Genomic DNA, 24185 nt, shown 5'->3' on the forward strand with positions numbered 1-24185 from the left:
TCACGTGGCCGAGCAGCACACCCCGCGTTCCCTGATCGTCTCCCTGTACGGCGCGTACGGGCGGACGCCCGACAACGCCCCGCTGCCGGTGGCCGAGCTGATCCGGCTGCTGGCGGTGCTGGGCGTGGACGCGCCGTCCGTGCGCTCCTCGGTGTCCCGGCTCAAGCGGCGCGGCCTGCTGGAGCCGCGCCGCACGGCGGACGGGGCCGCCGGGTACGCCCTGTCGGAGGACGCCCGGCAGCTCCTGGACGACGGTGACCGGCGGATCTACGCGGCGGGAGAGCCGCACGAGGACGACGGCTGGGTGCTCGCCGTCTTCTCGGTTCCGGAGGCCGAGCGGCACAAGCGGCACCTGCTGCGCTCGCGGTTGGGCCGCCTGGGCTTCGGGACGGCGGCGCCTGGCGTGTGGATCGCGCCGGCCGCGCTGTTCGAGGAGACCCGGCACACCCTCCAGCGGCTCCAGCTCGACCCGTACGTGGACCTCTTCCGCGGCGAGCACCTGGGGTTCGCGGCGACCGCGGAGGCGGTGGGCCGCTGGTGGGACCTGGCGGCGATCGCCAAGCTGTACGAGGAGTTCCTGGACCTCCACGAGCCGGTGCTGCGTGCCTGGTCGACCCGTGAACCGTCGCCGCGGGAGGCGTACCGCGACTACCTGCTCGCGCTGGACTCCTGGCGCCGCCTCCCCTACGCGGACCCGGGCCTGCCGGCCGCCCTCCTCCCGGCGGGCTGGCCGGGAGGCCGGGCGGCGGCGGTCTTCGGCGGCCTGCACGGGCTGCTGCGGGACACGGGCGGGGAGTTCGTCAGGACCGGGGCGCCGGCCGAGTCAGGCTGAGGCGCGGTCTGGGCGCGTCGGTGCGGCCCGTCGGGGGCTTGCGGCTGCCCGCGCGGTACGGGGCGGGCCAGGGGGCGCCGGGCCCCTCGTACCCCTGGTCGGCGGCGGCGTGCAGGGTCCAGTGCGGGTCGTAGAGGTGGGGGCGGGCCAGCGCGCACAGGTCGGCGCGGCCCGCCAGCAGCAGTGAGTTGACGTCGTCCCAGGAGGAGATCGCGCCGACCGCGATGACGGGCACCTTGAGGACGTTGCGGATCCGGTCCGCGTACGGCGTCTGGTAGGAGCGGCCGTACTCGGGGCGTTCGTCGGGCACGACCTGGCCGGTGGAGACGTCGATCGCGTCGGCGCCGTGCTCGGCGAAGGCGCGGGCGATCCCGACCGCCTCCTCGACGGTGGTGCCGCCGGGTGCCCAGTCGGTGGCGGAGATCCGCACGGTCATGGGCCGCTCGCCGGGCCATGCGGCCCGTACCGCGTCGAACACCTCCAACGGGAAGCGGAGCCGGCCGGCCAGGGAGCCGCCGTAGGCGTCGGTGCGGCGGTTGGTGAGCGGGGAGAGGAACCCGGACAGCAGGTAGCCGTGGGCGCAGTGCAGTTCGAGCAGGTCGAAGCCCGCGCGGGCGGCGCGCCGGGCCGCGGCGGCGAACTGCTCCCTTATGTCGGTGAGCGCGGCCCGGTGCAGCTCCTGGGGGACCTGGTTGACGCCGGGACGGTAGGGGATCGGGGAGGCGGCGACCAGGGGCCAGTTGCCGGAGTCGAGCGGCTGGTCGATGCCCTCCCACATGAGCTTGGTGGAGCCCTTGCGGCCGGAGTGGCCGAGCTGGACGCCGATGGCGGTGCCCGGCGACCGCTGGTGGACGAAGTCGGTGACGCGGCGCCAGGCGGCGGCCTGGCCGGGGGTCCACAGTCCGGCGCAGCCGGGGGTGATGCGGCCCTCGGGGCTGACGCAGACCATCTCGGTCATGACGAGCCCGGCGCCGCCGAGGGCGCGGGCCCCGAGGTGGACGAGGTGGAGGTCGCCGGGCACGCCGTCGACGGCGGAGTACATGTCCATGGGTGAGACGACCACCCGGTTGCGCAGGGTCAGGCCGCGCAGCCGGAAGGGCGTGAACATCGGCGGGGTGCCGGGCGGGCAGCCGAAGTCCCGCTCGACGGTGTCGGTGAAGCGGGCGTCGCGCAGCCGCAGGTTCTCGTGGGTGACGCGGCGGCTGCGGGTCAGCAGGTTGAACGCGAACTGGCGGGGCGGCTGGTCGAGGTGGCCCGCCAGGTCCTCGAACCAGCGGAGGCTGGCGGCGGCCGCGCGCTGGGTGGACTCGACGACGGGGCGGCGCTCGGTCTCGTACGCGGCGAGCGCGTGGCCGAGATCGGGCTGTTCCTGGACGCAGGCGGCGAGCGCCAGGGCGTCCTCGACGGCGAGTTTGGTGCCGGACCCGATGGAGAAGTGCGCGGTGTGGGCGGCGTCGCCGAGGAGCACGATGTTGCCGTGCGACCAGTGGTCGGTGACGACGGTCCGGAACGCGGTCCACGACGAGTGGTGGGAGGCGAGCGGCCTGCCCCGGAGGGCCTCGGAGAAGATCTTGGCGCAGCGGGCGACGGACTCCTGTTCGCCGAGTTCGTCGAAGCCGGCCGCCCGCCAGACCTCCTCGCGCATCTCGACGATGACGGTGGAGGCGCCGCCGGGACCACGCTCCGGCCCGGAGGACCTCGCCGGGGGGCGGTGGCCGGGCGACGGGCGGGCGTAGGGGTAGCCGTGCAGCTGCATCACCCCGTGCTCCGTTTCGGCGATCTCGAAGCGGAAGGCGTCGAAGGCGAAGTCGGCGGCGAGCCAGATGTAACGGCAGCGGTGGGTGCTGAGGTGGGGAACGAACACGTCGGCGTGCGCCTGGCGGGTCCTGCTGTGTACGCCGTCGGCGGCGACGACCAGGTCGTGCGTGGCGGCCAGCTCGGCGGCGGGCGGCGCCTCGGAGCGGAAGCGGAGGGTCACGCCGAGGTCGGCGCACCGCGCGTGGAGGATCTCCAGGAGCCGGCGGCGGCCGAGTGCGGCGAAGCCGTGGCCGCCGGAGGTCAGGACGCGGCCGCGGTGGACGATGTCGATGTCGTCCCAGCGGACGAACTCCTCCTGGAGGGCGGCGTACACGGCGGGGTCCGCGTGCTCGATGCCGCCCAGGGTCTCGTCGGAGAGGACCACCCCGAAGCCGAAGGTGTCGTCGGGCGCGTTGCGCTCCCACACGGTGATGTCACGATCGGGGCCGAGGCGCTTGAGCAGGGCGGCGGCGTACAGCCCGCCGGGGCCTCCTCCGATGACGGCTACGCGCACGGCACTTCACCGCCCCTGCCACTTGGGCGGCCGCTTCTCGGTGAACGCGGCGTGGAACTCGGCGTAGTCCTCGCCGTTCATGAGCAGCGCCTGGGTGGCCGCGTCGAGTTCGACGGAGGCGGCGAGCGGCATGTCGAGCTCCGCCGTCAGCAGTGCCTTGGTCTGCGCGTACGCGAGGGCCGGGCCGTCGGCGAGCCGGCGGGCGAGCTCGGCGGCCCGGGTGTCGGCGGCGCCTTCCTCGGTCAGCTCGCTGATCAGGCCGATGCGCTCGGCCTCGGGGGCACGGACGGCCTCGCCGAGCATCAGCAGCCGGGTGGCGTGCCCGAGCCCGACGACGCGCGGCAGGAGGTACGCGGCCCCCATGTCGCCACCGGAGAGGCCGACCTTGGTGAAGAGGAACGCGAAGCGGGCGGAGGGGTCGGCCACGCGGAAGTCGGCGGCGAGCGCGAGGACGGCGCCGGCGCCGGCGGCGACCCCGTGGACGGCGGCCACGACCGGGAAGGGGGCTTCGCGCAGCGCCCGGACGACCTGGCCGGTCATGCGGTTGAAGTCCAGGAGCTGGGCGGTGTCCATGGCGAGGGTGGCGCCGATGATGTCGTCGACGTCGCCGCCGGAACAGAACCCCCGCCCTTCGCCCGCGAGGACGAGGGCGCGGACGGCCCTCTCCCGGGACAGCTCGGCGAGCAGGTCCCGCAGGTCGGCGTAGGCACCGAAGGTGAGGGCGTTGAGCCTGGCCGGGCGGGCGAGCGTGACGGTGGCGACTCCGTCGTCGACGGCGAGCCGCACATGGCGCCACTCCTCGGTGCGGGTCGCGGAGCTGGAGAACGGGCTCATGAGGTGCGGCCTCCCTCGGTCTGCCTGCGCAGATGCCTGCCCCTCGAAGCTATCACTTGTGCGTGACTTCCGTCACGTATGCGCGATACGCTGAGCGGTGACCTTGTAACAGCTGTCCGTAACCAACGCAGATCCAGTACCAGCTGTGGCACAGGTCTCCCGGCGGGTATGCGGGGACCTCTGGTACGGCGGGCGGCCCTACGTAAGGTGGACGGCAAACCTCAGCGGTCTCTTCCGCCCCACCGCTCTCTCCCCCGCCCCACCCGGCCGCTGTTCCCCGTCGTTCCCCACCGCTCCCCGCCGTTCCCCACCCCTCCCCGCCGTTCCCCACCGCTCCTCACCGTCACCACGCTGCCGTCGCGGTCACCCCCGCCACCGCCGCTCCGCTCCCCGCTCCTGCCCGCCGCTGCTCTCTGTCGCTCCTGGTCGCCGCCCCCACCCGCCTTCCCTGCTCCCGAACGGAACCGGCTTCACCGAACGGACCCCGCCTTGCTCGAAGCATCCGGCCCCTCCTCCTGGCGCATCGCCCTGCCGCACACCACGGCCGCGGTGCCCCTCGCCCGTGCCCTGATACGGACGGCGCTCGCGGACCTGGACGCCTCGGCGTACCGGGACACGGCCGAGCTGCTGACGGCCGAGCTGGTGGCGAACGCGGTGGAGCACACCGCGGGCAAGGGCCCGATAGAGCTGGTGGTCCGCCTGCTGCCGAGCGGCTGCCGGGTCGAGGTCCACGACCGGGACCCCGAGCCGCCCGGCGACCTGTCGCCGGAGCACGACACCCCGCCCGACCCCTGGCAGGAACACGGGCGGGGCCTGCTGCTGATCCGCACCCTCAGCGGGGCATGCGGTCACCGGCGGACCGGCCGGGGCAAGGCGGTCTGGTTCACGCTCCCGGGGTCGCAGGGCCCGTGACCGGCCCGTGCGGGCCGTCGGGGCCCCCACGGTCGGCCGGGGCTGCCGCCAGCCGGGAATTGCGGCGCCCGTACAGCGCGTAGACGACCGCTCCCACGACCAGGAAGACGGCGAACCGCGCCCACGTCGTCCAGCCGGTGCCCCAGATGAGGTACAGGCACATGGCGACGCCCAGGACGGGACTGAGCGGGTAGAGCGGCACCCGGAAGCCGCTGTCGGTGCCCCGGTAGCGGCGGCGCAGCGCGATGACCGCGATGTTGACCACGACCATGATGGCGAGCGTGCCGATGGTGGTCAGGTTCAGCACCACGTCGAGCGGCACGACGGCCGCCGGGACGGCGAAGACGACGGCGACGATCCAGGTGTTCGCGACGGGGGTGGCCGTCTTCGGTGAGACCTTCTCGAAGACGTGCGGGATCAGCCCGTCGCGGGACATCGACATCAGGATGCGGGTCTGGCCGTACATCACCGCCAGGACGACGGACGCGATGGCGACCACCGCTCCGAAGGCGATGACGCCGCCGCCCACCGCGGAGTCGGTCACCCGGTCGACGATCAGCGAGAGCGCGGCCGGCTGGCCGGCGACCTGGTCGGCGGAGAGCGCCCCGATGGCGGCGACGGCGACGAGGCAGTAGAGCAGGGTGACGATCCCGATGCAGATCATGATCGCGAGGGGGATGTTCTTCCGGGGGTTCTTGACCTCTTCGCCGGCCGTCGTGATCGCGTCGAAGCCGATGTACGAGAAGAAGGCCACCGAGGCGCCCGAGGTGATCCCGGCGACGCCGTGCGTGGCGAAGGGCGCGAGATTGTCGCCCTGGTAGGCGCGGAAGGCGATCGCGCAGAAGAGGACCAGCACGGCGATCTTCACGACGGCCATGACGGCGGTGGCGCGGGCGCTCTCCCGGATGCCGCGCACCAGGAGGACCGCGGCGAGGCCGATCACGACCACGGCCGGGATGTTGAGGACGCCCCCGTCACCGGGCGGGCTGGACAGCGCGTCGGGCAGCCGCCATCCGACGAGACTGTCGAGGAGCTCGTTGAGGTACTGGCCCCAGCCGACGGCGACGGCGGAGACGGAGACCCCGTACTCCAGCAGCAGACACCAGCCGACGAGGAAGGCGACGCGCTCACCGAGGGTGGCGTACGCGAACGAGTACGAGCTTCCGGACACGGGGATCGCGCTGCCCAGCTCGGCGAAGGAGAAGGCGGTGAAGATACAGGTGATCGCGGCGAGGAGGAAGGAGACGACGACCGCGGGCCCGGCCTCGGCCACACTGTCGGACAGCCCGACGAAGATCCCGGTGCCGACGATGGCACCGACGCCGAAGCACACGAGCTGGAAGAGACCCATGGTGCGCTTGAGGCCATGCCCCTCGAGGTCCGCACCGGAATCGGCGATCAGCTGGGCGGGGCTCTTGATGCGCGGCGGTCCGGTGGGACGCATGGGGTGGTTCTCTTCTCTGGGCCATGAGGGCGGGCACAAACGAAGCGGGGTTCGGGCGTGCGAGCCCGAACCCCACCATGTGTACCGATATTAACCGCCACACCACATATTCACCCCACCTGGCGTATTGCTATGCCGCGTCGGCCGGAGACCCGAGCCGGGGCCTGAGCCCGTCCCGGAGGCGGAGCCCGAGCCCGATCCGGAATCGGAGCCCGCCGGAGGCGGAGCCCGATCCGGAATCGGAGCCCGATCCGGAATCGGAACCGGAGCCCGGCGCCGGAGTCCGAGCGGGACCCCGGCCGGGTCCGGGATCAGGCCCCGGAACCCCCGAGGGTGGCCACCATGACGGCCTTGATCGTGTGCATCCGGTTCTCCGCCTCGTCGAAGACGACCGAGTGCTCCGACTCGAAGACCTCGTCGGTGACCTCCAGCTCGGTCAGGCCGTGGCGTTCGTGGATCTCACGACCGACGGCGGTGCCCAGGTCGTGGAAGGCGGGCAGACAGTGCAGGAACTTGACCCGCGGGTTACCGGTCGCGCGCAGCACGTCCATGGTCACGGCGTACGGGGCGAGGGCGGCGACGCGCTCGTCCCACACCTCCGCCGGCTCCCCCATCGAGACCCAGACGTCGGTGGCGACGAAGTCGGCCCCCCGGACCCCTTCGGCGACGTCCTCGGTGAGCGTGACCCGGGCACCGCTGGCCCCGGCGAGCTCGCGGGCGCGGGCGACGATGTCGTCGGCCGGCCAGTACGTCTTCGGCGCCACGATCCGGACGTCCATCCCGAGCAGCGCACCGGTGATCAGGTAGGAGTTGCCCATGTTGTAGCGGCCGTCGCCGAGGTAGGCGAACGCGACGGCTTCGAGCGGCTTGTCGGTGTGCTCGGTCATGGTGAGCACATCGGCGAGCATCTGGGTGGGGTGCCAGTCGTCGGTCAGGCCGTTGTAGACGGGAACGCCGGCGTGGGCGGCGAGCTCTTCCACGGTGGCCTGGGCGTCACCCCGGAACTCGATGGCGTCGAACATCCTGCCGAGGACCCGGGCGGTGTCCCTGGCGGACTCCTTCTTGCCGATGTGGGAGCCGGCGGCTTCGAGGTGGGTGGTGGAGGCCCCCTGGTCGGCCGCGGCCACCTCGAACGCACAGCGCGTACGGGTCGACGACTTCTCGAAGATCAGCGCGATGTTCCGGCCGCGCAGCCGCTGGACCTCGGTACCCGCCTTCTTGGCCGCCTTGAGTTCGGCGGCAAGATCGATCAGGCTGCGGAACTCCTCGGCGGTGAAGTCCAGCTCCTTGAGGAAGTGGCGGCCGGTGAGGTCGGTGGCCATGGGGGCGCTCCTGGGTCCGGGTACGGGGAATCATGGAAGTCTATACGAGGCCCCACATTTATATACGGGCACGTGTGTACCCGCTCGTCCTGGGGAGGAGCCACGGCCGTGTGACCCGCCACCGAGCCACCGAGAAGGCCGGCCTCCAAGGACATCCCTAACCCGGGTCGGCGTCGCGCACCACCGGACAGCTCATACAGCGCGGGCCGCCCCGCCCCCGCCCCAGCTCGCTGCCCGGGATCTCGATCACCTCGATACCCTCCCTGCGCAGATGGGTGTTGGTGGTGACGTTGCGCTCGTACGCGACGACGACGCCCGGCTCCACCGCCAGGACGTTGCACCCGTCGTCCCACTGCTCGCGCTCCGCCGCGTGCACGTCCTGCGTCGCGGTCAGCACCCGGATCGCGGGCAGGTCCAGCGCCGCGGCGATGGCGCTGTGCATGTGCTGGGGCGGGTGGTCGGTGACCTTCAGCGCGCGGTGCCCGTCGCCCGGCTCGATGGTGTACGAGCGGAGCATGCCGAGACCCGCGTACTGGGTGAACGTGTCGTGCGCGACCATCGTCATGACCGTGTCGAGGTGCATGAACGCCCGGCTCTTCGGCATGTCCAGCGCGACGATGGTGCGGGCCGAGCCGGCGGCGAACAGCCCGCGTGCCAGCATCTCCACCGCCTGGGGCGTGGTGCGCTCGCTCATCCCGATCAGCACCGCGCCCTTGCCGATGACCAGGACGTCTCCGCCCTCGATGGTGGACGGGTAGTCGTCCTGCCCCTCCGACCAGTGGTGGAAGGTGCCCGCCTCCGGGCCGGTGAAGAGCGGATGGTGCTTGTAGATGGCCTCGAAGTGGACGGTCTCGCGCTGCCGGGCGGGCCAGCGCATGGCGTTGATGGACACGCCGTCGTAGATCCAGGCCGACGTGTCCCGGGTGAAGAGGTGGTTCGGCAGGGGCGGCACGAGGAAGTCGTCCAGGTCCATCACATGGAAGCGGACGGAGGTCGGCTCGGAGTGGCCGGCCAGGAAGTCACGTTTCGTCATCCCGCCGGTCAGCGCCTCGACGAGAGATCCGGTGTCCATGCCGTCGAACACCGCCCTTATGTGATCGGTGGCGAGCGGTCCGTACTCCTTCTCGTCGAAGACCCGGTCCAGGACCAGCTTCCTGGCCGCCGGGATCTCCAGCGCCTCGCGCAGCAGGTCACCCACGAGGTGCACCTCCACGCCCCGGTCACGCAGCACGTCGGCGAACCCGTCGTGCTCCTGTCGCGCCCGCCGCACCCAGAGCACGTCGTCGAAGAGCAGCGCGTCCTTGTTGGAGGGCGTCAGCCGCTTCAGCTCCAGGTCCGGCCGGTGCAGGATGACGCGGCGAAGCCGCCCGGTCTCGGAATCGACATGGAATCCCATGCCTCCATCCTCACCGCGCGAGCCCCACTTCACCCACGAACAGCCGCAGATCCCCCAGCCCCCACGACTGCGGCACGGTCGGCGGGCCGGGCGTGGGGACGGTGGACCGGCGCGGGCACCCGTGCCCGGACCGCGAGCCGCGAGCCGTCGGCGGCAGGCAGCGGGCAGCGGGCCCGGACGGCCGCCCCGGGCAGGGCCGGTGAGGACCACGCCCGCCATCGGCCCCGGGCGGCCGGGGCGTGCCCCGGCCGCCCGGGCCTCGCAACCGGAACGGCAGGCGGTCGGACGAGCCCGGCGAGGGACGGCCGCTCGCCCGGCGGGGGACACCCGCCATGAGGCCTCGCGCGGCGCGGCCACTCGCGGGCCGGAGGCCGGGACGGTACGGGCCCGGGCGGCGGCCGAGGACGCGGCCGGACCGCGCTGCCCGGGGGCGACGCCATCCCCGCCGGGCGGAAGCACCTCGGCCCGCGTCCGGCCTCCGCGAAGGCCGGGCACGGTGCCGGACGCGGGGCCAGGTGCGGGGCGGGCGGGACGCGGACCGGAAGCGGACCGGAAGCGGACCGGGCCGGGGGCAGACCGGACACGGGCGGGACACGGGCGGGACACGGGCCGACACAGGCCGGGCGGACCGGACACGGGCGGGACGCGGGCCGGACACGGGCCGGACGCGACCCGCGCCGCGCACCGCGCCGCGCCGCACCGCGCGGCGCCGTCGGGTGCGTACCGGACGGCGCCGGGGACGCGCCCCGGCGCCGAGCGTCAGAGGCGGGGGTCGACCGGCTCCGACTCCAGGGCGAGCACGGCGAAGACCGCCTCGTGGACGCGCCACAGCGGTTCGCCGTCGGCGAGCCGGGCGAGGGCCTCCAGGCCGAGGGCGTACTCGCGCAGGGCGAGCGACCGCTTGTGCCCGAGGTGGCGCTCACGCAGCCGGGCCAGGTTCTCCGGGCGCGTGTACTCCGGACCGTAGATGATCCGCAGGTACTCCCGGCCGCGTACCTTGATGCCGGGCTGGACCAGCCGTCCCTTCCGGTCGCGTGCCAGCGCCTGGAGCGGTTTGACGACCATGCCCTCGCCGCCCGCCTCCGTCAGCCCCAGCCACCAGTCGGCACCGGCGCGGACCGACGCGTCGTCACCCGTGTCCACGACGAGCCGGCGCGTGACCTGGAGCAGCCCGGTCGGGTCCTGCTCCACCAGCCGGTCGAGCCACGCCAGCTGCTCGTCGCGCGGAACGTCCGCGAGCGACCGGCCCCGTCCGGCGAGGATCTGGAACGGCGCGAACCGCACGCCCTCCAGCCCCTCCGTGTCCCAGCAGTAGCGCCGGTACGCCTCCGTGAACGCCGCCGCGTCCGCCGCGCGCTCCCGCTGCCTGCCCAGCAGTCCGGCCACGTCGACGCCCCGGCCAGCCGCCGCCTCCAGCGCCGAGACCGCGCCCGGGAACACCGCGCCCGAGGCCGCGCCGACCGCCGCGTACTGCGTGCGCAGCAGACCGGACGCCTTGAGCGACCACGGCATCAACTCACCGTCCAGCAGCAGCCAGTCGGTCTCCAGCTCGTCCCACAGCCCAGCGGCCCCGACGGCCGCCCGCAGCCGGTCCAGGATCTGCTCGGTCAGGGCCGGGTCGTCGAGGAACGGCCGCCCTGTGCGCGTGTGCAGCGCGCCCGTCACCCCCTCCGCTCCGAACCGCTCGCGCGCCACGTCCGCGTCCCGGCACACCAGCGCCACCCCCCGGGAGCCCATGTGCTTCTCCTCGCACACGACCCGCTCGACACCGTCGGACCGGTACTGCGCGAAGGCCTCCGCCGGGTGCTCCAGGAAGCCGTCCTCCCGGGAGGTGGCTGTGGGGGCCATCGTCGGCGGCAGGTACGCCAGCAGCCGCGGGTCCACCGCGAAGCGGCTCATGACCTCCAGCGCGGCGGCCGCGTTCTCCTCCCGTACGCCGACGTTGCCCGCGTACCGCGTCTCCACCACCCGTCGCCCGTGCACGTCCGCCAGGTCCAGCGGCCTGCCCTGGTGCCCGCCGGGCGCCTCGACGGCGAGCGGTCGCACCGGCTCGTACCAGACCTTCTCGGCGGGTACGTCGACGAGTTCCCGCTCCGGCCAGCGCAGCGCGGTCATCCTCCCGCCGAACACCGCGCCGGTGTCGAGGCAGATGGTGTTGTTGACCCAGGACGTGGTGGGCACGGGTGTGTGTCCGTACACCACCGCGGCCCGGCCCCGGTAGTCCTCCGCCCACGGGTAGCGCACCGGCAGCCCGAACTCGTCGGTCTCACCGGTCGTCTCGCCGTACAGCGCGTGCGAACGCACCCGTCCCGACGTGCGCCCGTGGTACTTCTCCGGCAGCCCGGCGTGGCAGACGACGAGCCTGCCCCCGTCGAGGACGTAGTGGCTGACGAGCCCGTCGATGAACGCCCGGACCCGCTCGCGGAACTCCTCGGTCTCCCCCTCCAGCTGGGCGATCGTCTCGGCGAGACCGTGCGTCCGCTGCACCTGCCGCCCCTGGAGCCAGCGCCCGAGCTTGTTCTCGTGGTTGCCGGGCACGCACAGCGCGTCGCCGGACGCGACCATGCCCATGACGCGGCGCAGCACCCCCGGGCTGTCCGGGCCCCGGTCGACGAGATCGCCGACGAAGACCGCGGTACGGCCCTCGGGGTGCGCCCCGTCCACGTACCCGAGCTTGGTGAGCAGGGTCTCCAGCTCCGCGCTGCAACCGTGGATGTCACCGATGATGTCGAAGGGGCCGGTGAGGTGGCGCAGGTCGTTGAACCGCTTCTCCAGCACGACCTCGGCCGACTCCACCTCCGCCACGCTCTTCAGCACGTGCACCTTGCGGAAGCCCTCGCGCTCCAGGCCGCGCAGTGAGCGCCGCAGTTCGCGGCGGTGGCGCTGGATCACGTGCCGGGGCAGGTGGGCGCGGTCGGGCCGGGCGGCGTTGCGCTCGGCGCACACCTCCTCGGGCAGGTCGAGGACGATCGCGATGGGCAGGACGTCGTGCTCGCGGGCCAGCCGCACCAGCTGCCGGCGGCTCTCCTGCTGCACGCTGGTCGCGTCGACGACGGTCAGCCGGCCGGCGGCCAGGCGCTTGCCGACGATGTAGTGCAGGAGGTCGAAGGCGTCACCGCTCGCGCTCTGGTCGTTCTCGTCGTCGGCGACGAGCCCCCGGCAGAAGTCCGAGGAGATGACCTCGGTGGGCTTGAAGTGCTGGCGCGCGAAGGTCGACTTGCCGGATCCGGTAGCGCCGATGAGCACGACGAGGGACAGGTCGGTGACCGGCAGCCTGCGGCTGCCGTCGGTCCCGGTCCCGGCCCCAGTCTTGGTTTCGATTGCTGTTGCGGTCTCGGTCTCGGTCTCGGTCCCGGTCTCGGTCATGCGGCCTGCTCCTCGTCTGCGGCGGCCAGGGTGAACACGGCCATCTGCGTGGGCGGTCCGACCTCCGGGTCGTCCTCTCCGACGGGTGCGAACTCCACGCCGTACCCGTGCCGCTCCCCCACCTGCCGCGCCCAGCAGCGGAACTCCTCGCGCGTCCACTCGAACCGGTGGTCGCCGTGGCGGACGTGCCCGGCGGGCAGCGTCTCCCAGCGGACGTTGTACTCGACGTTCGGCGTCGTCACGATCACGGTCCTCGGCCGAGCCGAGCCGAACACCGCGTACTCCAGCGCCGGCAGGCGTGGCAGGTCCAGGTGCTCGACCACCTCGCTGAGCACGGCAGCGTCATAGCCCTTGAGCCGCTTGTCGGTGTACGTGAGCGAGCCCTGGAGCAGGCTCACACGGCCGGCCTGCCGCTCCCCCAGACGTTCCAGCCGGAGCCGCCGCGCCGCGACGGTCAGCGCCCGTGTGGACACGTCGACGCCCACGATGTGGGTGAACCGGACGTCCTTGAGCAGTTCCCGCACCAACTGCCCCTGGCCGCAGCCCAGGTCGAGCACCTTGCTCGCCCCCGCCTCGCGCAGCGCCCGGAGGATCGCCCCGCGTCGCCGCTCGGCGAGCGGGACCGGCTTCTCCTCCGTGTCGGTGGTCTCGTCGACCGCGTTGTCGACGTCCTCGACGTCCAGGTCGTCGGCCTCGGCCAGCCGGACCAGCTCCAGGCGCTCCATCGCCTGCCGGGTCAGGCCCCAGCGGCGCGAGAGGTAGCGACTGGTGATGAGCTTGTGCTCGGGGTGGCCGGACAGCCACCCCTCACCGGCCCGCAGGAGCTTGTCGACCTCGTCGGGCGCCACCCAGTAGTGCTTGGCGTCGTCGAGGACGGGCAGCAGGACGTACAGGTGGCGCAGGGCGTCGGCGAGCCGCAGCTCCCCCTCCAGCACCAGCCGTACGTAACGCGAGTCGCCCCACCGCGGGAACCGCTCGTCCAGCGCCACCGGCCGCGCGTCCACGGACGTCCAGCCCAGCGGGCCGAAGAGCGCGCGGACCAGGTCGGCACCGCCCCGCGCGGGCAGTGCCGGGATCTCGATCCGCAACGGCAGCGGCCGGGCCGCCCGCTCCGGCCGCGCGGCGCACACACCGCGCAGGGCGCTCTTGAAGACCGTGCTCATCGCGACGGAGAGCAGCGACGAGGCGGCGTACGGCCGGTCGTTGACGTACTGGGCGAGCGCCGAGTCGGGCGCGCCGCCCCGGCCCTTGCCCCGGCCGCGCCGGACCAGCGCGACCGGGTCCACCTCGAGCAGCAGCGCCGCCGTGCAGCGCTCGGCGGACGCCTCCGGGTAGAAGACGTGCGCGGTGCCGTACGAGGTGGAGAACGTCTGCGCCCTGTCGGGATGCTTGTGCAGCAGGAAACCGAGGTCGGTGGCGGGACTCTGTGGGCTACCGGTCGTACCGATCGTCAGGAACACACGTCCGAGTATCGCCTTGCCCGCACCTCCCGACCAGCGGTTTTCCGCACGCCGCAGGGCCTCAGCGCAGCTGGGACATGACCCGGGAGGAGATCAGCTCCAGGTGGTCGAGGTCGTCCAGGTCCAGCACCTGGAGGTAGATCCGCGAGGAGCCGAGCGTCTCGTATCTGCCGATCTTCTCGACGACCTCGCCGGGCGAGCCGGCCAGTCCGTTCGCCTTGAGCTCCTCCACCTCCCGTCCGATGGCCGCCGCGCGGCGGGCCACCTCGGCGTCGTCCTTGCCCACGCAGACCACCAGCGCGTTGGAGTACACGAGGTCGTCCGCCTTGCGCCCGGCGTCCTCCGCGGCGGCCCGGACCCGGCCGAACTGCCGCTCGCTGTCCTCGAGGGAGGCGAACGGGATGTTGAACTCGTCCGCGTACCGCGCGGCCAGCCGTGGAGTGCGCGTCGCCCCGTGCCCGCCGATCAGGACGGGCACCTTGGCCTGGGCGGGCTTGGGCAGCGCGGGTGAGTCGGTGAGCTGGTAGTACGTCCCGTCGTACGAGAAGGTCTTCCCGGTCTCCGTGGCCCACAGGCCCGTGACGATCGCCAGTTGCTCCTCCAGGCGGGCGAACTTCTCCTTGGGGAAGGGGATGCCGTACGCCTTGTGCTCGTCCTCGAACCAGCCCGCGCCGAGCCCGAGTTCGACACGTCCGCCGGACATCTGGTCGACCTGGGCGACCTGGATGGCCAGCACACCGGGGAGCCGGAACGTCCCGGCGGTCATCAGTGTGCCGAGCCGGATCCGCTTGGTCTCCCGGGCGAGCCCGGCCAGGGTGATCCAGGCGTCCGTGGGGCCGGGCAGCCCGTCGGCGGATCCCATCCGGAGGTAGTGGTCGGACCGGAAGAAGGCGTCGAAACCGAGGTCCTCGGTGGCTTTCGCGACGGTCAGCAGAGTGTCGTAGCTCGCCCCTTGCTGGGGCTCGGTGAAGATTCGAAGATCCATGCCTCCATCCTGCACCGTCGAACGATCGTCAATGTCCCTTTCCCGGCCGGGTGAACCCGGTCGAAACGGCGACCCGGGCCGTCGCGGCCAGTGACCCCCTGCCCGTACAGGTCGTTGACTCGCGGAGCCGGGCCGCCCGGCCCGCGCGCCGACGGCGGATCTCGGCGCGTCGTTCTTTCTCCTGTCGCCCTTCCCCGTCGGGGAGGGCCTGCCGTACACCCTGCCCTCAGAACGAGCCCGCCGCCGACGAGTCCGCCGGGTCGGGGGGTCTGGTGCGCTCGCGAACCACCAGGCGGTGGAGCATCACGCGCACCCGGTCCCCCGCCTCGTCCGCGGCGTCGATCGCTTCGATGCACTGCCAGTACAACCCCTCCTCGTCGGTGGCGCAGGCGACACCGACGAGGGCGATGCCGACCTCGCCCAGCAGCGCGCCCAGGCCCAGTAACGTGCCGCGCACGCTTCCGATCCCCGAGAGCCGCAGGGCCCGCGCCGGGTGGACCGGGCCCGCTGCTCCCCGGCTGCCCGTCTCACTGAGCTCCCGCGCCTCGCCCCTCAACTCGGGCGGGCCGGCCAGCGCCAGGTGGTTTCCGATCGCCTGCGCGAGCATCTGCGCCTGCCAGGCCTCCCCCACGATGTCCAGCGCCACCCGGCTGTCCGCCAGGGCGCGCCGGCCGGTCGCGATGAGCCGCTCCGCTTCCATGTACGCCGCCCCCGTTCGTACGACTGTCCGCCCATATACTCACTACCCAGAGTGAAGGCGAACGGACCCAAAAGCCAGGGGAATTCGGAAATCTGTGGACAGGAAGCTCAGTGTGCATAAGTGGATCACTCCATAGAGTGACGATCGGGCTCTTTCGGCGCCCTGGCGGCACGTCCCGGCGGCCGCCCGACGGGGAACCGCACCTCGTTCCGGTCGATCTTCGCGGACAGCGCCGCCAGTGGATCGACGCCCAGCGCACCGCAGAACTGGAGCAGATAGGCCAGGACGTCGGCCACCTCGTCCGCCACCCGGTGCGCGGTGTCCGGGTCGTCCATCACCCGGTCGGCCTCCTCGGGCGTCAACCACTGGAAGATCTCCAGCAGTTCGGCCGCCTCCACACTCAGCGCCGCCGCCAGGTTCTTCGGCGTGTGGTACGGCTGCCACTCCCGCGAGGCCGCGAACTCGGCGAGCCTGCGCTGCAATCCCTGCACATCCGGTTCTGTCACGGGTTCAGGTCTACCACCGTCACTCCGGCGCGCCCGCGCGCGGCCCTCGCGCCCGCCTCGCCGACCGTCCCCACCAGCCGGATGTGTCCATCGGCGCAGATCTGGGCGGCCAGGCCCACCAGTTCGCGGATCTGGCGCCGGTCCAGGCAGCGGTCGAAGCCGTCGGTGAGCACGGTGAGCGTCTGCATCGCGTGGGGCACCTCGGCCGCCGGGTCCATGGCCAGCACGCCCGGACCGGTGAGCAGCACCAGCGCGAGCGCCAGGTAGCGCAGTTCGCCCTCGCCGAGCCGCCCGACGGGCATCCCGCCGTCCGCGCCGCGTCCGAGTACCGCCCGGACCGTCCCGTCGGCGAGCTCCTCGACCTCCAGTTCCCGCACCGGACCGGAGCAACCCGCCCGGGCGACGGCCGCCAGCCGGGCGTGCCGGCGCGGGCAGCCGGTGCGCGTGCGGTGGAGTACCTCCGCGAGGTTGTCGCAGCCACGCCGCAGCCGTCCGTCGCCCGCCGGCACGGGGGCCCGCATCCGCTGCGGCTGCGGGTCGCAGGGGAACACGGACCGGAGGGCCACGACCACCTGCTCGGCGGCGGCCAGCACGTGGCGCTGCCCCTCGGTCTTGCCCGCCACCCGCAGCGGCAACAGCGCGGTACCGAGCCGGTCCCCGGGCAGCGGGGCGCGGGTGACCGGCACCGAGCCAGCGGTGTGCCACTCGGCCTGAACGGTGCCGCGGCCGGGGTCGCGCAGCGCCGTGGTGAGCAGTGTCCGCCCGTCGCCGCCGGTGAGCCGTTCGCCGACGACCCGCAGCTCCGGTTCGGCCTGCACCGCCAGGTCGAGGCGCACCGGCCCGGCCGGGCCGTCCACCGTGCAGCCGATCCGGAAGCCGCGCCGCCCCTCCGCGTCGGCCTCCGCGCGGGCGGGGACGCAGCCGACGGGATCGGGGAAGGCACTGCCGAGCGTGGCGCCCGCGCCGAGGAGGGCGAGTGCTTCGTACGCCTGTAACGCGCTCGACTTGCCGGTGCCGCTCGCCCCCGCGAAGAGCGTCACCGGCGCGAGCCGGAAGGCGGCACCACGGTGTGCTTTGAAGGCGGACAGCCGCAGTTCCGTGACGACGGGGCGGGCGGGCGGCGCGGCGGGCGCCCAGGAGGGGGCGGGGCTGGTTGCGTGCATGCTCGGACCGTATGAGGGCGGGTCATGCTGAACCGTTCCGCCCGAACGGCCTTCCTACGAATGGGGGAAAGGCCTAGGAATGCGGAACCGCCGCGGCGGCTGCGCCCTCGACCTCCGTACCGGCCGGGGCCAGCAGGAAGACGTTCCGGTCGACGCGGTGCATCCCGCTGCCGAGCCCGAAGACGACACCGCTGCTGAAGTCCAGGATCCGCTTGGCGACGTCCGTGTCGGCCGCCGTCAGGTCCAGCAGGACCGGGATCTGTGCGATGAGGTACTCGGCGACCTCCCGCGCGTCGGCGAACACCTGCACCCGCAGTACGACCATGCGGCGGTGCTCGGCGGCCTCGTACTCCTGCGGGATCGTGCTGTGGTCCACCCTGGACGGCCACTCGTCGCGCCCCCTCAGCGGGACGACCTGTGCCAGGCCCTCCCACTGTTCGTCGGTGACGTCGTACCTCTCGTACCTACTCATACGCCTATCCTCGCCTCCCTCACCCGTTCGGCCCAACTGCGACACGGCGCCACCCGCACCGGGCCGGCCGGCGCCGGACCGGAGGGACTGGCCGGAGCACCGCCGACGCCGACCGGAGGCCGTACCTGACGCTCCGTCCCCTCTTGCCCCGGATGCCAAAAGTGACGTGTCGTCCGAACGAGTGGGTGGCTGGCCCCAGGGCCGTCACGGTGGCCTGCCGGGTGGCCACGGATGGCGCAGCCGCGCAGCATTGACAGTGCAAAACAGCCCAGCTACTTTCGGCCCAGGCCGAAACTGTCCAGGTTTTGACAGGCCTTCCGGAGGCCCAGCATGAAGACAGGGTTCAAGCGCGCCACCGTCCCTCTCGCACTCCTCACCCTCACCGCGCTCACCGCGGCCGGCTGCAACGGCGGCGACAGCGGCTCGGCGGCGAACAAGGTCACCGTCTGGATGTATCCGGTGATCATGGACCCGAAGGCCAACGCCGCGTACTGGGACAGTATCGAGAAGGGCTTCGAAGCGGCCCACAAGGGTCTCGACCTCACCATCGAGCAGCTGCCCTGGGAGAACCGGGACCAGAAGCTGGCCACCGCCTTCGGCAGCGGCAAGGGGCCCGACGTGGTGCTGCTCGGCCCGGACCAGATTCCCCAGTTCGAGGCGGCCGGCGCCGTCCAGCCCGTCGACCGGGCCATCGAGAAGTCGCGGGACGCCTTCCGCCCCGCCGCCCTCGATGCCATGACCCAGGACGGCAAGGTCTACGCGGCACCGATCTACCACACCGTCACCAGCACGCTCTACAACAGGAAACTGCTGGAAAAGGCGGGGATAAAGGAACCTCCCGCCACCTGGGACGCGCTGAAGGCCGCCGCGCCGAAGCTGAAGCGGGCCGGCGTCGCCACCCTCGACTACTCGGCGAGCAACGAGGCATCGCTGAACATGAGCTTCTACCCGCTGCTGTGGCAGGCGGGCGGCCGGGTGTTCGACGACAGCGGCAAGAAGACCGCGTTCAACAGCCCCGAGGGTGTCGAGGCGCTCAGCTTCCTCGTCGGCCTCTACAAGAGCGGGTCCGTGCCCAGGTCCGCGCTGACCAACGCCAACCTGTTCACCGACCACGCGCTGGGCAAGGAACAGGTGGCGATGGGCTACACCAACACGCCCTCAGACGCGGCCCTCGCCGAGAAGACCTGGGGCAAGGGCAACGCGATCGTCGGTCCCGCCCTCACCGGGCCCAGGAAGCAGGTCTGCTTCGGCATGCCGGGCGGCCTCGGCATCAACGCGCGGACGAAGAACCTGGCAGGAGCGGAGAAGTTCATCGCCTATATGACCGAGCCCGCGCAGATCGCGTCCATGGGCAAGGCGGGCGGGTTCTTCTCGCCACGTACGGACGTCTCGGTTCCCCACGAGGGCGCCTTCGCCAAGGAGTACGAAGCCGCCCTGGCCCACACGTTCCCCGGCGAGCCGCACCCGGCCGCACGCCAGCTGATGGCGCTCATCACGCCGGAGATCCAGGCCGCCCTCACCGGTAAGAAGACCCCTGAGCAGGCGCTGGAGGCAGCGGCCAAGGAGGGCGACGACCTGCTGGCGCGGCAGCGTTGAGCAAGGTCGAGCCGCGCGAGGCGTTCCCCGACGAGCCGGAGCCCTCGGAGTCCGGCACCACCGCGAGGCGGGGTCCCGCGGCGCGCCCCGCGCCGCCGGACGGCCCGCCTCCGGCGACCGAGGCGGTGCCGACGACCGTCGCGGGTGCCGCGCCGGGCGCCGTGGCCGGCTCCACGCCGGAGGCCGCGCCGGGTGCCGTGGCGGGCGCCCTGCCGAGCCCGGGCGAGATCATCGGCGGTCCCCCGGCGGGCGTCCGGCCGGGTGCCGCCGCCGGGCCGGATGCCGCCGCCGGGGCGGATGCCGCCGCCGGGGCGGTAACAGGCACGCTTCCGGGCGACCCCTCCGGCGTGGCCTCCTCGCGGGGCGTCCCGCCGGGCGCTGCCGCCGGGCCAGGGGCTGCCGCCGGGGCGGATGCCGCCGGGCCGGGTGCTGCCGTAGGGCCAGGGACGGACGCCACCAGGGCGGACGCTGCCGCCCAGGCGGATGCTGCCACCGGGGCGGTCGCGGCGGGATCCCCGGCCGCCCCGGCGGTCGTGGCCTCGGCGCCGGGCGGACCGGCCGGGCCGGGCGAGGCGCGCGGGGGCGGTCGGCGCGGTCCCATGCGACGCCGGGAGGCACTGGTGGGGTTGGCGTTCGTGGCGCCGATGCTCCTGCTGTTCCTGGTGTTCCGCTTCGGTCCCACGCTCGGTGCCGCCTTCCTCTCGCTCACCGATTACCGGCTGAGCGGCGAGTGGACCTTCATCGGCGCGGCCAACTACACCCGGCTCCTCGAGGACGACCTGTTCTGGGAGAGCCTCGGCGTCACCGCCGTCTACACCGCGCTGTACGTGCCGATGACCGTGCTGCTCGCGCTCGGCACGGCCGTGCTGCTGCACCGCGCGTTCTGGTTGCGCGGCTTCTTCCGCGGCCTGTTCTTCCTGCCGTACGTCACGAGCATCGTGCTCGCCGCGGTCATCTGGAAGTGGATCTACGAGGTCGAGGACGGGCTGCTCAACGCGGCCCTCGGCGTCCTCGGCGCCGGTCCGGTCGACTTCCTGGGCGACGAGTCCCTCGTGCTGCCCTCGATCGCCGCCGCCTCCGCCTGGAAGGGCTTCGGCTACTCGATGCTGATCCTCCTCGTCGGCCTCCAGTCCGTCCCGCGCGAGGTCACCGAGGCGGCCACCATCGACGGCGCGAGCGCCTGGCAGCGTTTCCGCTGGGTGACCCTGCCCCTGCTGCGGCCGGTCCTCTTCTTCGTCCTCGTCATCGAGGCCATCCAGGCCTTCCAGGTCTTCGACGCGATGTACGTCATGACCGCCGGCGGCCCCGTACGGGCCAGCTACTCGCTGGTGTACTTCCTCTACGACTCGGGCTTCAAGTTCTTCGACTTCGGCTACGCGAGCGCGGTCGGCCTCGTCCTCTTCCTGATCGTCCTCGTCTTCTCGCTCATTCAGCGGCGGCTCATCGGAAGGGAGGAGGACTGATGGCGCGGCTGAGGCTGCCGGTCCTGCTGGTCCTGGTCGCGTTCGTGACCGTCACCCCCTTCGTCGTCATGGTGCTGGTGGCGTTCGCACCACCCGGCGGCCGGACCCTGCCGGGCGCCTTCGACGTCACCCGGGCGACTCTGCGGAACTTCACCGATGTACTGCAGAGTGCCGACATCACGCGCTGGGCGCTCAACTCGCTGATCTACTCCCTGGTGTCGGTGCTGCTCATCCTGCTGTTCGCGTCGATGGCCGGGTACGCGTTCGCGAAGAAGCGCTTCCCGGGGCGCGAGGTGCTGTTCTGGTCGTTCCTGGCGACCCTGATGGTGCCGTTCCAGGCCACCCTCATCCCGTACTACATCCTCGTCTCCGAGATGGGCGGCGTGGACACGTACTGGGGCCTGATCGTGCCGACCCTCGCCAACTCGCAGGCCGTCTTCCTGATGCGGCAGTTCATCGTGCAGCTGCCCGACGAGCTGTTCGAGGCGGCGAAGATCGACGGGGCGTCGGAGTGGCGGGTGTTCACGACCGTGGTGCTGCCGCTGATCCGGCCGGTCCTCGCCACCCTCGGTGTGTTCGTCTTCCTGTGGCACTGGAACGACTTCCTGTGGCCGCTGGTCATCGGTCAGTCCGAGGCCATGCGCACACTCACGGTCGGGCTGGCCACCCTGGAGGGGGAGAACGTGACGATCAACCAGATCATGGCCGGTGCCACCATCACCGTCATCCCCTGCCTGCTCGTCTTCGGCCTGCTCCAGCGGTACCTCACCGACTCCGTCGCCACCAGCGGCATGAAGTCATGACCGCGGTCGTCGACATCAACCGCACGCTCGGCCCGGTCCCCTACGACGACGTCCCCGGCCGGGACGGGACCGGACTCGTCGCCGAGCTGGACCGGCTGCGCATCGACGCGGCGTGTGTCAGCCACTCGTACGCCCTCCACGGCGACCCGCGCGACGGCAACGACGAGCTGACCCGCGTCGCCCACCCCCGGTTGTGGCCCGTACCGGTCCTCGTGCCCGGGCCGCTCGGCACCGGCCCGTGGGCCGGCGGCACCCCGCTGGTGCGCCTCTGCCCCCGGCAGCACGGCTGGGACGTCACCGGGCCGCACGCCCGGCAGTTGCTCGCCGAGCTGGCCGCGAGCGGCACGACCGTGCTCCTGCCGTGGGACGAGGTCACGACCGGGGAGGTGCACCGGCTGGCCTCCGCCGTGCCCGCGCCGCGCACCGTGCTGACCGGCACCGGGTACCGCGCGCTGCGGGAGCTGGCCGAGCTGCTGGAGGCCCACCCCTCGCTGTACGTCGACACCTCGACGCTCTGCGGCCACCGCCAGGTGGAGTGGGTCGCCGAGCGGTACGGCGCCCACCGGGTGCTGTTCGGGACGGGCGCCCCGGCCACGGACGACGCCGGACCCCGTTACCTGCTGGACACCCTGGACCTGCCGCCGGACGACGCGGCGCTCATCGCGGGCGGCAACGCGCTGGTACTCATGGGCGGCGGGCCGTGAGAACGGCCGGGCGCCCGGCCATGGACATCATCGACGCGCACGGGCACATCGGGCGTTGGGGGGCGTTCGCCGTAGCGGACGGTTCGGCGGAGAGCCTGGTCGCGATGATGGACCGCTGTGGCGTCGCCACCGCGTGCGTCTCGCACCTTCTGGCGGTGGGCCCCGACACCCGCGCCGGGAACGCCCTGCTGGTCGAGGCCCTGCGGGCGCACCCCGGCCGGCTGCTGGGCTGGGCCGTGTACCAGCCGCACGACCCGCAGGGCCCCGAGAGGCTGCGGGACCTGCTGGACGTGCCCGGCGTCATCGGGGTCAAGCTCCATCCGGAGGTGCACGAGACGGCGCTCGACGACCGCGCGTACACCCCCGCCTTCGAGGCGGCCGCCGAGCACGGGCGGCTCGTCCTGGCGCACAGCCAGCACGGCGGCGCCTGGTCGGACGCCCGCCACTTCGCCACCGTCTCCCCCCGCCACCCGGGCGTCCCCCTGCTGATGGGCCACGCGGGGTTGTTCCCCCAGGGCCTGCGCCCCGCCATGGAGGCCGCGGTGCGCTGCCCCGACCTGGTGCTGGAGACCTGCGGGTCCCGGATGACGGCGCGTCACCTCACCCGGATGGTCTCGGGCATCGGGGCGGACCGGGTGGCGTTCGGCTCGGACGCCGTCTTCCTGGACCTGCGCACCGGGCTCGGCCGGGTGCTGCTCGCCGACCTGCCGGAGACGGACCGGGAGCAGGTCCTGCACGGCACCATGGACAAGCTGCTCAAGGGCATCGTGTGAACGAACACCCCCAGTGGCCGGCCTGGCCGCCGCCCGCGACCGACGAGCAGCGCCGAGCCCTGCTGCGGGTGCTGGACAGCGGGCGCTGGGGGGCCACGTCCGGCACCGCGACCGAGGAGTTCGCCGCCGCGTTCGCCCGGCGGGCGGGGGCGGCCCACGGGGTGTGCACGGTCAACGGCACGGTGGCGCTGTTCCTGGCGCTGCGGGCGCTGGGCGTCGGGCCCGGGGACGAGGTGGTCGTCCCGGCGTACACGTTCGTGGCCACCGCGACGGCGGTGGTGCTGGCCGGGGCCACCCCGGTGACCGCCGACGTCACCGAGGACACCCTGCACCTCGACCCCGAGGCCGTACGCCGGGCTGTCGGGCCCCGTACGAAAGCGGTCGTGGCGGTGCACCTCGCGGGAGCGCCGGCGGACACCGAGGCGCTGCGGGCGCTGGGGCTCCCGGTCGTGGAGGACGCGGCGCAGGCACACGGAGCCGCGCGGGACGGCCGCCCGGCGGGGTCCCTCGGGGACGTGGCGTGCTTCAGCTTCCAGTCGGGCAAGGCGATGACCGCCGGGGAGGGCGGCATCGTGGTGACCGGCGACCGCGCCCTGTACGAGCGCGTGTGGTCGCTGCACAACGTGGGGCGGAGCCCGGAGGGTGGCTGGTACGACCACCCGGAGCTGGGCTGGAACCTGCGGATGACGGAGTTCCAGGCGGCGCTGCTGCACCCGCAGCTCGCCCTCCTCGACGGCTGGATCGACCGGCGGGCGCAGGGTGCCGCCGCGCTCGCCGAGGCTCTCGGCGACGTACGAGGGCTGGACCTGGTCCCCGCGCCGGCCGGGACCTCGCGTCACACCTGGCACCTGGCGATGCTGCGGTACGACCCGGCGGCCTTCGGCGGCCGTTCCAAGGCCGCGTTCCTGGCCGCGATGGCCGCCGAGGGGGTGCCGCTGGACGCCGGTTACCGGTCGTTGAGCCGGCTGCCGTACGTGCGGGCGGGGACACCGTGTCCGGTCGCGGAGGCCGCGGAGGACAGCGTGGTGTGGGTGCGGCAGCCGATGCTGATGGCGGGCGCGGCGGCGATGACGTACATCGCCCGCGCGGCACACGCCGTCCGCCTGCGTCCCGGTCCGCCCGCCCCGGCCTGACACCCTGCCG

Annotated in this window: 20 protein-coding genes; 8 read left to right on the forward strand and 12 right to left on the reverse strand. The window is 72.9% G+C overall.

What is annotated here, in order from left to right; genetic code table 11:
- Positions 1-4 precede the first annotated feature (4 nt).
- Entirely contained in the window at positions 5-832 is an 828-nt protein-coding gene (locus ABD347_RS10935; protein WP_344359595.1) for a PaaX family transcriptional regulator, read from the forward strand.
- Here ABD347_RS10935 and ABD347_RS10940 read toward each other — a convergent pair.
- Positions 801-3143 (reverse strand): bifunctional salicylyl-CoA 5-hydroxylase/oxidoreductase, encoded by a 2343-nt coding sequence (locus tag ABD347_RS10940; RefSeq protein WP_344359598.1) that lies wholly within the window; start codon positions 3141-3143, stop codon positions 801-803. The two genes, ABD347_RS10935 and ABD347_RS10940, sit on opposite strands and share 32 nt — an antisense overlap.
- Before the next feature lie 6 nt (positions 3144-3149).
- A complete protein-coding gene (locus tag ABD347_RS10945; RefSeq protein WP_344359601.1) occupies positions 3150-3977 on the reverse strand; it encodes an enoyl-CoA hydratase family protein in 828 nt (275 codons plus the stop codon).
- A 489-nt stretch (positions 3978-4466) separates the two neighbouring features.
- Between ABD347_RS10945 and ABD347_RS10950 the strand changes: the two genes are divergently transcribed.
- Positions 4467-4889, forward strand: coding sequence for an ATP-binding protein (locus ABD347_RS10950; RefSeq protein ID WP_344359603.1), 423 nt, complete (start codon positions 4467-4469; stop codon positions 4887-4889).
- Here ABD347_RS10950 and ABD347_RS10955 read toward each other — a convergent pair.
- The 10 genes from ABD347_RS10955 to ABD347_RS11000 form a co-directional block, all read right to left on the reverse strand.
- The gene (locus tag ABD347_RS10955; protein WP_344359606.1) at positions 4861-6333 is read right to left on the reverse strand and encodes an amino acid permease; all 1473 of its coding nucleotides are present in this window, start codon (positions 6331-6333) and stop codon (positions 4861-4863) included. The two genes, ABD347_RS10950 and ABD347_RS10955, sit on opposite strands and share 29 nt — an antisense overlap.
- A 311-nt stretch (positions 6334-6644) precedes the next feature.
- Positions 6645-7655 carry an ornithine carbamoyltransferase gene (gene argF, locus ABD347_RS10960; RefSeq protein WP_344359608.1) on the reverse strand — a complete coding sequence of 337 codons (1011 nt, stop codon included), beginning with the start codon at positions 7653-7655 and terminating at the stop codon, positions 6645-6647.
- Positions 7656-7812: 157 nt separating this feature from the next.
- Positions 7813-9051, reverse strand: a complete 1239-nt coding sequence (locus ABD347_RS10965) for an arginine deiminase (protein WP_344359611.1) — start codon at positions 9049-9051, stop codon at positions 7813-7815.
- Positions 9052-9810: 759 nt separating this feature from the next.
- Positions 9811-12417: a polynucleotide kinase-phosphatase gene (locus tag ABD347_RS10970; protein WP_344359614.1), complete on the reverse strand. Its 2607-nt coding sequence runs from the start codon at positions 12415-12417 to the stop codon at positions 9811-9813.
- Positions 12414-13877, reverse strand: a complete 1464-nt coding sequence (locus ABD347_RS10975) for a 3' terminal RNA ribose 2'-O-methyltransferase Hen1 (protein ID WP_344359617.1) — start codon at positions 13875-13877, stop codon at positions 12414-12416. The genes ABD347_RS10970 and ABD347_RS10975 overlap by 4 nt, the downstream gene beginning before the upstream one ends.
- Before the next feature lie 61 nt (positions 13878-13938).
- Entirely contained in the window at positions 13939-14862 is a 924-nt protein-coding gene (locus ABD347_RS10980) for an LLM class F420-dependent oxidoreductase (RefSeq protein WP_344359621.1), read from the reverse strand.
- A 226-nt stretch (positions 14863-15088) separates the two neighbouring features.
- Positions 15089-15562, reverse strand: a complete 474-nt coding sequence (locus tag ABD347_RS10985; protein WP_344359624.1) for a DUF6099 family protein — start codon at positions 15560-15562, stop codon at positions 15089-15091.
- Positions 15563-15687: 125 nt separating this feature from the next.
- Entirely contained in the window at positions 15688-16068 is a 381-nt protein-coding gene (locus tag ABD347_RS10990) for a nucleotide pyrophosphohydrolase (protein WP_344359625.1), read from the reverse strand.
- Positions 16065-17231: an AAA family ATPase gene (locus tag ABD347_RS10995; protein ID WP_344359627.1), complete on the reverse strand. Its 1167-nt coding sequence runs from the start codon at positions 17229-17231 to the stop codon at positions 16065-16067. The genes ABD347_RS10990 and ABD347_RS10995 overlap by 4 nt, the downstream gene beginning before the upstream one ends.
- Positions 17232-17304: 73 nt before the next feature.
- Positions 17305-17703 carry a cell division protein SepF gene (locus ABD347_RS11000; protein WP_344359628.1) on the reverse strand — a complete coding sequence of 133 codons (399 nt, stop codon included), beginning with the start codon at positions 17701-17703 and terminating at the stop codon, positions 17305-17307.
- A gap of 330 nt (positions 17704-18033) precedes the next feature.
- Here ABD347_RS11000 and ABD347_RS11005 point away from each other — a divergent pair, with 330 nt between their 5' ends.
- The 6 genes from ABD347_RS11005 to ABD347_RS11030 all read left to right on the forward strand — a co-directional run bounded on the left by ABD347_RS11005 (position 18034) and on the right by ABD347_RS11030 (position 24175).
- A complete protein-coding gene (locus tag ABD347_RS11005; protein ID WP_344359631.1) occupies positions 18034-19299 on the forward strand; it encodes an ABC transporter substrate-binding protein in 1266 nt (421 codons plus the stop codon).
- Between the two features lie 620 nt (positions 19300-19919).
- Positions 19920-20762: a carbohydrate ABC transporter permease gene (locus ABD347_RS11010; RefSeq protein ID WP_344359634.1), complete on the forward strand. Its 843-nt coding sequence runs from the start codon at positions 19920-19922 to the stop codon at positions 20760-20762.
- Positions 20762-21565, forward strand: coding sequence for a carbohydrate ABC transporter permease (locus ABD347_RS11015; protein WP_344359637.1), 804 nt, complete (start codon positions 20762-20764; stop codon positions 21563-21565). The genes ABD347_RS11010 and ABD347_RS11015 overlap by 1 nt, the downstream gene beginning before the upstream one ends.
- Positions 21562-22269: an amidohydrolase family protein gene (locus tag ABD347_RS11020; RefSeq protein ID WP_344359640.1), complete on the forward strand. Its 708-nt coding sequence runs from the start codon at positions 21562-21564 to the stop codon at positions 22267-22269. The genes ABD347_RS11015 and ABD347_RS11020 overlap by 4 nt, the downstream gene beginning before the upstream one ends.
- 20 nt (positions 22270-22289) lie before the next feature.
- Complete coding sequence (locus ABD347_RS11025) at positions 22290-23042, forward strand: amidohydrolase family protein (RefSeq protein ID WP_344359642.1); 753 nt, start codon at positions 22290-22292, stop codon at positions 23040-23042.
- Positions 23039-24175, forward strand: coding sequence for a DegT/DnrJ/EryC1/StrS family aminotransferase (locus tag ABD347_RS11030; RefSeq protein ID WP_344359645.1), 1137 nt, complete (start codon positions 23039-23041; stop codon positions 24173-24175). The genes ABD347_RS11025 and ABD347_RS11030 overlap by 4 nt, the downstream gene beginning before the upstream one ends.
- Positions 24176-24185 lie beyond the last annotated feature (10 nt).

This window comes from Streptomyces gobitricini (genome assembly GCF_039532985.1).
GTDB lineage: Bacteria > Actinomycetota > Actinomycetes > Streptomycetales > Streptomycetaceae > Streptomyces > Streptomyces gobitricini.

What these genes read in the sequence shown, in the direction of transcription:
- ABD347_RS11015 (WP_344359637.1), top strand. Translation starts at nt 20,762, where the DNA reads ATGGCGCGGCTGAGGCTGCCGGTCCTGCTGGTCCTGGTCGCGTTCGTG.
- ABD347_RS10985 (WP_344359624.1), bottom strand. Translation starts at nt 15,562, where the DNA reads ATGGAAGCGGAGCGGCTCATCGCGACCGGCCGGCGCGCCCTGGCGGAC.
- ABD347_RS10995 (WP_344359627.1), bottom strand. Translation starts at nt 17,231, where the DNA reads ATGCACGCAACCAGCCCCGCCCCCTCCTGGGCGCCCGCCGCGCCGCCC.
- ABD347_RS10955 (WP_344359606.1), bottom strand. Translation starts at nt 6,333, where the DNA reads ATGCGTCCCACCGGACCGCCGCGCATCAAGAGCCCCGCCCAGCTGATC.
- ABD347_RS11025 (WP_344359642.1), top strand. Translation starts at nt 22,290, where the DNA reads ATGGACATCATCGACGCGCACGGGCACATCGGGCGTTGGGGGGCGTTC.
- ABD347_RS11020 (WP_344359640.1), top strand. Translation starts at nt 21,562, where the DNA reads ATGACCGCGGTCGTCGACATCAACCGCACGCTCGGCCCGGTCCCCTAC.
- ABD347_RS10970 (WP_344359614.1), bottom strand. Translation starts at nt 12,417, where the DNA reads ATGACCGAGACCGGGACCGAGACCGAGACCGAGACCGCAACAGCAATC.
- ABD347_RS10965 (WP_344359611.1), bottom strand. Translation starts at nt 9,051, where the DNA reads ATGGGATTCCATGTCGATTCCGAGACCGGGCGGCTTCGCCGCGTCATC.
- ABD347_RS11000 (WP_344359628.1), bottom strand. Translation starts at nt 17,703, where the DNA reads ATGAGTAGGTACGAGAGGTACGACGTCACCGACGAACAGTGGGAGGGC.
- ABD347_RS10945 (WP_344359601.1), bottom strand. Translation starts at nt 3,977, where the DNA reads ATGAGCCCGTTCTCCAGCTCCGCGACCCGCACCGAGGAGTGGCGCCAT.
- ABD347_RS10980 (WP_344359621.1), bottom strand. Translation starts at nt 14,862, where the DNA reads ATGGATCTTCGAATCTTCACCGAGCCCCAGCAAGGGGCGAGCTACGAC.
- argF (WP_344359608.1), bottom strand. Translation starts at nt 7,655, where the DNA reads ATGGCCACCGACCTCACCGGCCGCCACTTCCTCAAGGAGCTGGACTTC.
- ABD347_RS11005 (WP_344359631.1), top strand. Translation starts at nt 18,034, where the DNA reads ATGAAGACAGGGTTCAAGCGCGCCACCGTCCCTCTCGCACTCCTCACC.